Source organism: Alistipes sp. An54 (assembly GCF_002159375.1).
GTDB lineage: Bacteria > Bacteroidota > Bacteroidia > Bacteroidales > Rikenellaceae > Alistipes > Alistipes megaguti.
Genome location: NZ_NFIA01000015.1, coordinates 11553 through 23828, shown reverse-complemented (window position 1 = coordinate 23828; position 12276 = coordinate 11553). Strand labels below are relative to the sequence as shown.

The 12276-nt window shown below is 60.7% G+C and carries 7 protein-coding genes and 1 pseudogene; all 8 read left to right on the top strand.

Going from position 1 to position 12276, the window contains the following annotated elements; all coding sequences use genetic code 11:
* Positions 1-51: 51 nt before the first annotated feature.
* The 8 genes and pseudogenes from B5G09_RS11820 to B5G09_RS11785 all read left to right on the top strand — a co-directional run bounded on the left by B5G09_RS11820 (position 52) and on the right by B5G09_RS11785 (position 12060).
* Positions 52-3340 (top strand): annotated as a pseudogene (locus tag B5G09_RS11820) (SusC/RagA family TonB-linked outer membrane protein).
* Between the two features lie 12 nt (positions 3341-3352).
* The gene (locus B5G09_RS11815) at positions 3353-4921 is read left to right on the top strand and encodes a SusD/RagB family nutrient-binding outer membrane lipoprotein (RefSeq protein ID WP_087405320.1); all 1569 of its coding nucleotides are present in this window, start codon (positions 3353-3355) and stop codon (positions 4919-4921) included.
* A 12-nt stretch (positions 4922-4933) separates the two neighbouring features.
* Positions 4934-6028, top strand: coding sequence for a glycoside hydrolase family 18 (locus tag B5G09_RS11810; RefSeq protein ID WP_087405319.1), 1095 nt, complete (start codon positions 4934-4936; stop codon positions 6026-6028).
* Between the two features lie 8 nt (positions 6029-6036).
* Positions 6037-7227, top strand: a complete 1191-nt coding sequence (locus B5G09_RS11805; protein ID WP_087405318.1) for a LamG-like jellyroll fold domain-containing protein — start codon at positions 6037-6039, stop codon at positions 7225-7227.
* 30 nt (positions 7228-7257) lie between these two features.
* Entirely contained in the window at positions 7258-8691 is a 1434-nt protein-coding gene (locus B5G09_RS11800; RefSeq protein WP_087405317.1) for a DUF1735 domain-containing protein, read from the top strand.
* A 25-nt stretch (positions 8692-8716) separates the two neighbouring features.
* The gene (locus tag B5G09_RS11795) at positions 8717-10198 is read left to right on the top strand and encodes a BACON domain-containing carbohydrate-binding protein (RefSeq protein WP_087405316.1); all 1482 of its coding nucleotides are present in this window, start codon (positions 8717-8719) and stop codon (positions 10196-10198) included.
* 164 nt (positions 10199-10362) lie between these two features.
* The gene (locus B5G09_RS14110; RefSeq protein ID WP_162608273.1) at positions 10363-10956 is read left to right on the top strand and encodes an RNA polymerase sigma-70 factor; all 594 of its coding nucleotides are present in this window, start codon (positions 10363-10365) and stop codon (positions 10954-10956) included.
* 72 nt (positions 10957-11028) lie between these two features.
* Positions 11029-12060, top strand: a complete 1032-nt coding sequence (locus tag B5G09_RS11785; protein ID WP_087311301.1) for a FecR domain-containing protein — start codon at positions 11029-11031, stop codon at positions 12058-12060.
* Positions 12061-12276 lie beyond the last annotated feature (216 nt).

Below are 12276 nucleotides of genomic sequence, written 5' to 3'. Positions count from 1 at the left end.
TTGATTCTTCAAATCAAACAGCTGTTCATGCCATTCTGTCTGCTGGCCCTGATGTTGTGCGGTGGACAAGCCGCCGCCCAGGAGCGCAAAACCCGGGTGACTCTTCAGGGCACCCAAACCGAATTGACGGAATTCATCCGGCAGATCGAGTCGCAAACCAACTACCATTTTGTTCCCAATCCCGATATCGACCTCAGTCGTTTGGAGGACATCCATGTAACCGATTGTCCGCTGGAGGAGGCTCTCGGGAAACTCTTTGCGGGAACGAACATCTCCTATCAGATCAAACCCAACGGGGTGATCCTGCTTTCGCCCTCGGCCCGTCCGAGCTATGGCCCGGCGTCCGTACGGGGTGTGGTGACCGACGTGACGGGAATGCCCGTCATCGGGGCATCGGTCCTTGTCAAGGGGACTACCGTGGGCGTGAGCACCGATGTCGACGGCGCTTATGAACTGCAGATCCCTGCATCGGATACCCCCGCCGTGCTGGTGGTCAACTTCCTGGGCTACGAACCCGTGGAGATGGCCGTCGGAAACCGTTCGGAGGTGAACTTTACCCTGCGTGAACAGTCCCAAACGGTCGATGCCGTCGTGGTGACGGCCCTGGGCATCAAACGCTCGGAGAAGGCCCTGTCGTACAACGTCCAGCAGGTCGCCTCGGAGGATATCGTCGCAAACAAGGATGTCAACTTCATCAATTCGCTGAACGGCAAGGTCGCCGGCGTGAATATCAATGCTTCGTCGTCGGGTGTGGGCGGCGCTTCGAAGGTGGTCATGCGCGGAACGAAGGGTATCGACCAGTCGTCGAACGCCCTCTATGTCATCGACGGCGTGCCGATGTATAACCTTGCGGGCGAGGGCGGTACGGAGTTTGACTCGGCCGGTACGTCGGAGGCCGTGGCCGATATCAACCCCGAGGATATCGAATCGGTGTCGGTGCTGACGGGTGCCGCTGCGGCGGCCCTCTACGGCAGCCACGCCTCGAACGGCGCCATCGTCATCACCACCAAGAAGGGAAAGGCCGGCTTTACGTCGCTGACCGTTACGAGCACCACCGAGGTCTCCACGCCGCTGGTCACTCCCGCCTTCCAGAACCGCTACGGCACGGGCACCCCCCCCCCTCCGCGCAAACAGCACCGACCGCAGCTGGGGCAAGCTCCTCTCGGCGGCCGAACGTTCGGGATACGATCCCCTGGAAGACTATTTCCAGACCGGCGTGATTGGTACCGAGACCGTCTCCTTCTCGACGGGTAACGACCGCAACCAGGTCTATCTGTCGGCTTCGGCCGTCAACTCGCGCGGTGTGGTGCCCAACAATGCCTACGACCGTTACAACTTTACGGCCCGCAATACGACCTCGTTCCTCAAGGACCGCATGACTCTCGACATCGGCGCCTCGTACATCATGCAGACCGACCGGAACATGACCAACCAGGGTGTCTACTCCAATCCGCTGGTGTCGGCCTACCTCTTCCCGCGCGGCGAGGACTGGGAGTACATGCGTCTTTTCGAACTCTATGACCCCTCGCGCAAGATCTACACGCAGAACTGGGTCCAGTCTGACGATTACGCCATGCAGAATCCCTACTGGATCAATTACCGCAACCTGCGTGAGAATGACCGCAAACGCTACATGCTGAGCGCTTCGCTCTCCTACAAGATTCTCGACTGGCTGTCGGTGGCCGGGCGAATCCGTATCGACAACGCCGTGAACAACTACACGGAGAAGTATTACGCCTCGACGAATACGACTATCACCGAGGGCTCGAACAACGGCCTCTACGGCAAGACCGTCACGCAGGATCAACAGTCCTACGGCGATCTGCTGGTGACGATCAACAAGTCGTTCGGTGGCGACTGGACGCTGAATGCCAACATCGGCGGCTCCTTCTCGAAGATGTCGCAGGATGCCGACAAGGTCCGCGGCCCGATCCGCAACGACGGGATCCCGAACCTGTTCAACGTCTTCCAGCTGGACGACGCCACCACGCAGCGTTCGCAGGCCGGATGGGCCGAACAGACGCAGTCGGTCTTCGCCTCGGCCGAAATCGGCTACAAGGGCACCTATTATCTGACGCTCACGGGCCGCAACGACTGGCCTTCGCAGCTGGCCGGCCCGCGATCCGTCAAGTCGTCGTTCTTCTATCCTTCGGTCGGCGCCTCGGTGGTCGTCTCGCAGCTGATCCCGAACATGCCCGAGGAGCTCTCCTACATCAAGGTCCGCGGATCGTGGGCTTCGGTGGGTCTGCCGTTCGCCCGCTTCCTGGCCAACCCTACCTACGAGTGGGACAATGCCAACAAGGTGTGGGTCGACAAGTCGAACTACCCGATGTACGATCTCAAACCCGAACGTACGGACTCCTGGGAGGTGGGTCTGACGATGCGCTTCCTGCGCCACTTCAATCTGGATGTTTCCTACTACAACACGAAGACCTATAACCAGACGTTCGATCCGCAGATCTCCGTCTCGTCGAAATATTCGACCCTCTACGTGCAGACCGGATCGGTGCGCAACCGCGGTGTCGAGCTGGCGCTGGGCTACAGCAACGAGTGGGGCAAATTCGCCTGGTCGTCGAACTTCACCCTCTCGTCGAACCAGAACCGGATCCTCGAACTGGTCGACAATTACCGCCACCCCGAGACCGGACAGCTCATCACCAAGGACCGGCTCAACATCGGCGGTCTGGGACAGGCCCGCTTCATCCTCAAGAAGGGCGGTTCGCTGGGCGACCTCTACTCGATTGCCGACCTGAAGCGTGACAGCGACGGAAACATCTACACGGCCGCCGACGGCTCGATCGAGGTGGAGTACAACGTCGACGACATCAAGCTCGGCTCGGTCTTCCCGAAGGCCAACATGGCCTGGCGCAACGACTTCAAGTGGGGCAACTTCAACTTCGGAGTCATGCTCTCGGCCCGTCTGGGCGGCGTGGTCTTCTCGCGTACGCAGGCTGCCATGGACTATTACGGCGTTTCGGAGTCCTCGGCCGAGGCCCGCGACCGGGGCTATGTCGAGATCAACGGCGGAGACCGCATCTCGCCCTTCGTCTGGTATGATACGGTGGCCAAGGGCGACGGCGTACCGCAGTACTATACCTACTCGGCTACGAACTTCCGCCTGCAGGAGGCCTCGATCGGCTACACCATCCCGAAAAAGAAGCTGGGCGACGTGTGCGAAATCACCCTGTCGCTGGTGGGCCGCAACCTCTGGATGATCTACTGCCAGGCGCCGTTTGATCCCGAATCGGTGGCCACCACGGGCAACTACTACCAGGGCATCGACTATTTCATGATGCCTTCGCTGCGGAACATCGGCTTCAATCTCCGTCTCAAATTCTAAACCTTCCGGACCATGAAACAACGATTATACGGTTGGTCCCTGGCGGGTTGCTGTGCGGCGATGCTGCTCGGCGCCTGCACGGCCAACTATCAGGACGACAATACCAATCCCTATGAGGCCACGGCCGACGACATGGCCAAGGACGACTACATGCTCCGTTCGACGCTGGTAGCCATGCAGGGATGCGTGATCCCCACCGACGCCAACCACTATCAGTATGTGGAGTGTCTGATGGGCGGATCCTACAGCGGCTATCTGGCCGACTCGGGAGCCTGGACGGGCAAGTTCTCGACCTTCGACCCGCAGCAGTTCTGGGTGCAGTACACCTTCAACAACACCATTCCCAACGTCTTCATCAATCTGGGCAATCTCCAGTCGAGAACCGACAACGAGGTGCTGCTGGCCGTGGCTGACATCCTGAAGGTCGCCGCCATGCACCGCATTGCCGATATCTACGGCCCGATTCCCTATTCGCAGATCGGTGCCGACGGCAAGACCGAGGCCCCCTACGATTCGCTGCGCGACGTCTACCTGCGCTTCTTCGAGGAGCTGAACCATGCCATCGAGGTCCTCACCGCGCATAAGGACGAAACCTTCAGCGCCTATGCCGACAAGGTCTATTCGGGAAAAATCATCCAGTGGATCAAGCTGGCCAACTCGCTGCGCTTGCGGCTGGCCATGCGTCTCTCCTCGGTGGAGCCCGAGACCGCAAAGACCCAGGCCGTGGCTGCCATCACCCATTCGGTCGGAACGATGAGCTCGAACGACGACAATGCCTGGATGTCGGTCACCAAACACCCGCTGCGCGTGGTGGCCTACGAGTACAACAAGGGTGACTCGCGTGTCGGGGCCGACATCACGGCCTTCATGAACGGCTACAACGATCCGCGCCGCGAGCAGTATTTCACCCTTTCGACCTTCACCGACGAGGAGAACGACTACATCGGGGTGCGCACCGGCCTGCCGACCTACTCCGAGGCCAAGAGCTTCTCGAACGTCAATATCGAGGAGGGCTCGTTCCTCTATACGCACCTGCTGTGGATGAATGCCGCCGAGGTGGCCTTCCTCAAGGCCGAAGCGGCGCTGCGCGGTTGGTATGGCACTCCGTCCGACGCCCGGACGTGGTATGAGACGGGGGTCCGGCTCTCGTTCGAGCAGTGGGGCGCCACCGGCGTCGATGCCTATCTCAAGGGAACGTCGGCTCCGCAGGCCTACATCGATCCGAAGACCCCGGCCAACAACGGGACTCCCGGCACGTCGATCTGTGTGCAGTGGGACGACGGGGCCGCCCTGCAGGAGAATCTCGAACGCATCATCACTCAGAAGTGGATCGCCTGCTTCCCGCTGGGGCAGGAAGGCTGGGCCGAATTCCGTCGTACGGGCTATCCCCGTCTGATGGGGGCCGTCTACAGCTATGGCAGCGAGATTACCGACAAACAGGCCGGAGCCCGACGGATGCGCTACCCCGAGAGCGAATATCAGGAGAACCGCCAGTATCTGATGCAGGCCATTTCGGAGTACCTGAAAGGTCCCGACAACCTGGCCACGAGACTCTGGTGGGATACGACCAACAAGCAATAAAACTCTGCCCTTATGAATCTGAAATACATCATATCTCAAACGCTGTTGCTCGCGGTGACGGTCGCCCTCTCCGCGTGTGACGACTGGACGGAGATCCGTCCGCTCGATACCGGATCGCAGCGCCCCGATGCGGCCACCGAGGCCATGTACGAGGCGGCCGTGCGCGAATTCCGCGCCTCGGATCACCAACTGGTGCTCGGTCGTTTTGACAATTCGGTGAAGATGCCTTCGCTGCGTCCGCAGCATATTGACGCGCTGCCCGACAGCATCGACATGGTTATCCTGGCCCGTCCCGACTCGTTGTGCGAACGGGAGCTGGATGAAATGCGCGAAATGCGCGAGGCCTATGCCACGAAGTATCTCTGCGAGGTGACCTACTCTTACGTCGAGGCCCTCTGGAACGACTCTCAGGCGGCCGAAGAGCCCGAAGAGAATGCCGGTGGGGAGCCCGACGGCGAAACGTCCGTGGCCGATGGGGAGAGCGGAGGCGGGGAAGGCGGGCCGACCGCCGACGAACCGCAGACGGACGGATTCCCGGCCTTCTGTGCGGAGTATGTCGACTATGCGCTCGGTCTGTGCGACAAGTGGGGGTACGACGGCGTGGTGGTCTGGTTCGACGGTCCGTCGCTCGACTTCGTGGGCGAGGCTGAACGAGCCCGTCTCGAGGCGCGCCGCGAGGCCTTCTTGGGTCCGGTAGCCCGGTGGCGCGAAGGTCATGCCGCAAAACTGCTGCTGCTGGGAGGCAGCCTTGATCTGCTCGACGACCGCACGCTGACCGACGGCTGCGACTATCTGCTGGCCGACGGCCGCGGTGCCTCTGCCATGGGATCGGCCGCCGAGACCTTCTTCCGGCTGGAGAACGCCGGATTTACGGCCGACCGCATCCTGTTGGCCGTGTCGGCTCCCGATGCGCTGGGCGCCGGCGGAGAGTTCGGCTCGCAGAGCGCCCTGACGGCTACGGCTGAATGGCTGCTCGAACCCTCCCGCACGGGACGCAAGGGCGGCATGCTGATCGACAACATCCAGAACGACTATTTCGATACGGGACTCATCTTCCGCAATACGCGGAAGGCGATCGACATCCTGAATCCTTCACCCAATAACTGACTCATCCGATGAAATCATCCTATGCAACTGTTTGTGGCACGGTCGTGCTGACGGCCGCCGTGCTGGCGTCGGGGTGCAAGCGCGAGGATCCCGATCGTACGCCATTCGACAACCGCGTCTTCATGACCGACGTGACGCCCGTCCGGCTGCTCGTCGAGCGAGAGACCTCCGAACTGGAGGGGCTTCTGGCTGCCCGCACGGCCAAGCCCGTCGACGAGCCCGTGGCGCTCACCTACAGCGCGGACGAGAGCCTCGTATCTCTCTATAACGATGCAAATGCCGCCGCGGCCCTGCCGCTGCCGGCCGAGAACTTCCGGATGGACGATCCTACGGCCGAGATTCCCGCCGGTGGAGTCTCCGCCTCGGAGTGTACGGTGAACTTCGTCGGCCTTGACGCCCTGGATTTCTCAGAGGATCAGACCTATGTGCTTCCCGTCCGGCTGACCGAAGCCTCGGGCGTCGACATCCTCACGTCGCGCAGCGTGAACTTCTTCGTGATCCGCGAAGCGGCCCTCATCAATGTCGTCGGCGATATCGAGGGCAGCTATCTCGATGTCGAATGGAAGGATCCGTCGCCCGTCTCGTCCATGACGCAGATGACGGCCGAGGCGCTGGTCCGCTTCCGCAACTTCGACCGCGAGATCACCACCCTGATGGGTGTCGAGGGCAAGTTCCTGATCCGCGTCGGTGACAGTTCGTTCCCTTCGGACCAGATTCAGGTGACCAACGGCTCCTATGCCAAATTCCCCACCGTGGGTAATGCCGCCAATGCCCTGCCGGTCAACGAGTGGGTACACATCGCCGTGACCTACGACAGCGGCAGGCTCTGCATCTATGTCAACGGAAAACTCCAGTCCTCGGGCACGTGTGGATACGGCGCCGTCAACTGGGGTACCTATGCCGCCATCGATCAGGAGCAGTCCACGCGCGGTTTCCACATCGGATACTCCTATGAGCGGAAACGCGAACTGGCCGGTGAGATTGCCGAGGTGCGCATCTGGAACCGCGTGCTCACGGCCGACGAGATCGCGGCGCCCGACCACTTCTATACGGTCGATCCCGCCTCGGAGAATCTGGTGGCCTACTGGAAATTCAACGACGGAGCCGGCAATGTCGTCCGCGACTGGTCGCCCTATGGCAACGATGCCACGGCTCCCGAAGGAATGAAGTGGACGCAGGTCGAACTGCCCGAAAAATAGTGTGTCGGAAACTTCCTAAAACAGCATAACATGATCTTCAGAATAGATAAGAATGCAATCGTCTCGGCAGCAGCGCGGTTCATGCCGCTGCTGGCCGTGGCGATGGTGGCCTGCTCGGAGGAGATTCAGCTCCCGGGCGGCGATACGGCGGGATGGAACGAAACGGATCGCAGTTTCGGCTATCTGCGGCGTTCGGATGCTTCGCAGAGCGTCTCGTCGGTAGAGGTCTACGACGGAAAGGCCGTCGTGGAATTCCAGTTCGGGCTGACGGGCAATCCCCGCAAGGCCGTGGATGCGAGCCTCGAGCTCGACCCCTCTCTGCTCGAAAGCTACAACGAGGAGCAGGGGACCGATTACGAACTTTTCCCCGCAGAGCTGCTCTCGATCGAGGACGACGGACAGTTGGTTGTCGCTCCCGGCAAACGGCCCCATCCGATGGCGGTGACGCTTCGTACGGACGAGCGGGTGGATCCCGCCGTGGAGTATGCCGTGCCGCTGCGTGCGAGTGTCTCAACCGACGGGGTGGCCATGGATGAAGGCGCCGACTGGCATCTGCTTGTCGTGCGCAACGGCGGCGCCCGTCCCGACGGCGCCAAGGAGAGCGGCATACGGACGATCGTCTATGTCGAGGTCAACGACTGCTCGCCGCTCAATGCTGCCCAGTATACGCTGAAAAACAGCGGCAAGCCCATCGTCGATATCGTCAACATCTTCGCGGCGAACATCAACTACGATGCCGTCTCGAAGCGGGCCTACATCCATATGAACGAGAATGTGACCCATGTTCTCGAAAATCGGGAGACCTACATCGCTCCGCTGCAGCGTTTGGGCATCAAGGTCTGCCTCTCGATTCTGGGCAACCACACCGATGTGGGACCGGCAAACCTTTCGGCCGCGCAGGCGGCCGACTTTGCGGCCCAGCTGCGCAGCGTGGTTGACGCCTATGGGCTCGACGGCATTGACTTCGACGACGAGTATGCCAGCTACTACGAGGATTCGAACTGGACTGCTCCCGAGGGTCTTGAGGAGCCGTCGGCCGCCAATTACGCGCGTCTGTGCTACGAGGTCAAGCGCGCCATGCCCGATAAACTGCTGACCGTATACCATGTCGGCCGTTACTTGAACTTCAGCGAGCGGATCGGCGGCATGACTCCCGGCGACTTTGTCGACTATGCCTACTATTCGATGTACGGCAATACGTTGTTGGACGGCTGGGAGGATTTCCTCGGCATGGAGAAGTCGCAGTGGGGCCCCTTCCCGTACGACATCTCGATCACGAGCGGCGCCTCGAACCAGATCCCGAGCGAACTGCGCATGCGTCAGCTCCGCAACGACGGCTATGGCGTCAATCTGCTCTACAACATGCGCCCCTACGACTATACGGAGATGTTCGGCATGATGGCCGCGGAGCTCTACGACGACGAGATCCTCTTCACCGGCGAACTCTTCTCCAAGGACTGGTAGTAATGACCTAAAACTGCGAATCACAATGAAAAGATGGATATTTTTCCTGGCCGCGGCGCTTCTGTCCACCGCCTGCGGCAACGATGACTCGAAGGTCGCCAACGACAATGGCGGCCGGGTGGAGATCGACTGTACGGAGCTGAATTTCAAGGCGGCGGGCGAATCGTTCGACGTTAAGGTTCAGTCGGAGGGCGAGTGGCGGCTTGCCGGCCGCAAAACCTGGTGCCATCCCTCGGTGGAGCGCGGCCAGAACGGCGATGTGGTTACCTTCACGGCCGATGCCAATTCCGGTTACGACCTGCGCAGCGAAACCTTCACCTTTGTCTGCGGCAGCCGCACGGTCGATCTGACCGTCAGCCAGCAGCCGAGCAGTTTGTTCGATGCAGGGTCACAGCGCGAGTTCGGATTCGGACCCGAGGGCGGCGACGTGACGCTGGTCGTAGCGTCGAATCTCGACTATACGTACCGCGTCGAGAGCGAGACTCCTTGGCTGGTGGACCACAATGGCGACCTGACACGCGGCGTATCGGAGGATTGGCTTTACTTCGAGGTACCGGCCAACGACACCTACGGGCCGCGTGAGGCGCGGATCATCTTTGAGGCCGAAGGGATGGAACCGGTGACGGTCGATGTCTCTCAAGAGCAGAATGTCGGGATCCGTCTTACGCCCGACCGCTTCGAGTTCCAGGACATTGAGGCGCATCGGATCGAGGTCGAGGTGCTGGCCAATGTCCCCTATACGATCGACATTCCCGAGACGTGCGACTGGGTGACGCTCGTCGAGCAGCCCGGAACACGGGCGCTGGAGTCCAAAGTCCTGACCTTCGACGTGGCGGCCGGCAAGTCGTCGCGCAATGCCACGGTGACCTTCCGGCAGACGGACGGTGACCTGGAGGCTTCGCTCTTCATCAGCCAGTTCAACCCCAATGCGCAGCTCGTCGAGATCCCCGATGCCAACTTCCGCGATGCGCTGTTCAGCGAAGGCTTCATCCTCGATGCCTCGAGCACCTCGTGCGAACTGACCGGAGTCGGCCTGGCCGCCACCTCGATCGACTTCATCCCGGGATGCCAGATCGCCGATCTGACCGGTATCGAGGCGTTCGAGAATCTCGAAACGCTCTATTGCGCCATGAACCAGATCACGCATCTGGATCTGAGCAAAAACCTGGCACTGAAGACCGTCATGATGTCCTACAACCCGCTCGAGGAGATTATCCTCGGGGATGTGAACCTCACGACGCTGAGCCTGTCGGGCAGCCTGATGACGCAGGGGTATCCGACGATCTACTCCAGCGGCGTGCGGGTGTCGTCGTCGAAACTCCAGACCGTCGACGTGTCGAACAACTCCCAGCTGACGCTGCTCGACGTCTCGGATTGTCCGGCCCTGACCACGGTGAAGGCCCGCAACTGCAAGTACGGCAAGATGGTCATCAGGATGCGTCGTGCGCAGGAAGGAACCGTGTCTGTGGACAAGGACTATACGGCCAAGATCGAATATGTCGATTGATCCCGACAGGTTCCCGCAGAACTGACCGGAGACGGCAGAGGCCGGCCCTGCAATGGGCCGGCCTCTTTCTGTTACTCCCCGATCCCCCCTCCCTGCGGAGATCCCGGCGAAAATATGTGGCGAATGCTTCCGCATGTCCGGATTTTACGTATTTTTGTGGGGCAATGAATCTGGACCAACCTCGGAAATATCCGGATGACGAGAATCGGCCCCTCGATCCCGAGTTCGCCGACTTCGACCGCATATATTATCGGTATGCGGCCCGCTTGGTCGTTTATGCCCGGCGATTCGTTGACGGGAAGTATGCCGAGGATGTCGTGCAGGATGTTTTCATGCGATGCTGGCAGCAAGGGCATTTCCGCCTCCCCGAGGCGCAGCTCCAGCCGCTCCTCTATCGCAGCGTCCTGAATGCCTGCCGGAATCTGATCCGCCATAACCTCGTCGCCGACAAGTATGCCCGGAATTCCCTCGAGAAGATTCAACTCGGAGAGGTCGAATACGAACTCCGCATCCTCGACGAACAGCACGATGGCCTCACCGACCGACTCCACGGATTGATCGACTCCCTCCCGGAGCGCTGTCGCGAGGTCTTCCTCCTGTCCTGGTTCGAAAACCTCAGGAGCGACGAGATCGCCGAACGGCTCCGCATCTCCCGCCGAACCGTCGATACCCAACTCTACAAGGCGCTGCAGTTCCTCCGCCGGCGAATGCTGCTGCTTGTGGGAGCCATCGGAGCCCTTTTCTGCACTTTTTTCTGATTTTTTCCGAAAAACGATACGAAAATCCGGACGCTCGGGTGTTATAAAGATAAACACAACACCCAAACCGGCATGAACCTCTCTTCTGACATCGAATCCGCCATCATCGCTTACGTGCAGGATTGTTGCACCCCGCAGCAGGCAGACCTTCTCGAGGCCTGGATCCGCGAGGATGCCGACAACGCCGAATGGCTCTACGGCCTGAAGCATCTCTATGCCGGCCGCCCGTCGGCTGCTGATGCCGGGGTGGATGTCGAGGCCATGCGTCGCCGCCTGATGGCCCGCCCGGAGTTCGCATGCTCCGCAACCCCGCGTGCCGGGGCCGGCAAGACCCCGAAAAGAGGCTGGTGGCTGCGGCTCGGCGGGTATGCCGCGGCGGCAGCAGCCCTGATTGCCGTCGGAATGTTCGTCGGGCAGGGCGACCTGTTCGACAGAACGGCGCACTACAACGAAATCCAGGTGGCTGCCGGCACCAAATCCGACCTCGTCCTCTCGGACGGAACCCGCGTCACCATGAAGGCCTCTTCGAAACTCCGCTATCCGGCCAAGTTTACCCGCGATCTGCGTGAGGTCTGGCTCGACGGCGAGGCCTATTTCGAGGTTGAGCACGACCCCCGGCACCCCTTTGTCGTACACGCCCGGGGGCAGAACGTCCGCGTGCTCGGCACGACGTTCAACGTCCAGGCCTATGCCAACGAACAGGTCAATACGGTCAGCCTGCTGACCGGCGCCGTGGGGCTCGACCTGCTCGACGACCAGGGGCGCGTCGTGCAGACCGTGAATCTCGAACCCAACCGCCAGTGTCGTTACGACCGGCGCGACGGTTCCTATGTCCTCTCGGAACTCGACAGTTACGACCGCCAGCGGTCCTGGAGCGACGGGGTCTACCGTTTCCGCAATCAGACCCTCGCGCAGATCACATCCCGCCTGCAGAACTACTACGGGGTGAAGATCGTGCTGGCCGACGAATCCGTCGGGCAGATCTGCTGCACGGGAAGTTTCTCGCTCAACGAACGCCTCGGCGAAGTGTTCGACATCCTGAACCATGACAACGTGCTGACGATCCGTCGTGACGGGGATACCTACTACCTCTCCAAACGCTGATAAAAACGCCTCCAAATCCGATAACCTGCCTACAATGTCGAACCTTAAACCTTACCTGCCTATGATCCTTTGACAGATCGCTCATATCCCGCTCCCGCGGATTCGAAAAAAAAGCCGGTCGAACTGCTGAATTCCCGACCGGCCCCGATCCCAATAAAAATCACGCTCATGCACACTGTCGCTGCTACGACGGTGGTGTGTGGCATCTCCGTAATC

Coding starts and splice junctions, on each gene's coding strand:
- B5G09_RS11795 (WP_087405316.1), top strand. CDS start 8,717: ATGAAAAGATGGATATTTTTCCTGGCCGCGGCGCTTCTGTCCACCGCC.
- B5G09_RS11785 (WP_087311301.1), top strand. CDS start 11,029: ATGAACCTCTCTTCTGACATCGAATCCGCCATCATCGCTTACGTGCAG.
- B5G09_RS11810 (WP_087405319.1), top strand. CDS start 4,934: ATGAATCTGAAATACATCATATCTCAAACGCTGTTGCTCGCGGTGACG.
- B5G09_RS11805 (WP_087405318.1), top strand. CDS start 6,037: ATGAAATCATCCTATGCAACTGTTTGTGGCACGGTCGTGCTGACGGCC.
- B5G09_RS14110 (WP_162608273.1), top strand. CDS start 10,363: ATGAATCTGGACCAACCTCGGAAATATCCGGATGACGAGAATCGGCCC.
- B5G09_RS11815 (WP_087405320.1), top strand. CDS start 3,353: ATGAAACAACGATTATACGGTTGGTCCCTGGCGGGTTGCTGTGCGGCG.
- B5G09_RS11800 (WP_087405317.1), top strand. CDS start 7,258: ATGATCTTCAGAATAGATAAGAATGCAATCGTCTCGGCAGCAGCGCGG.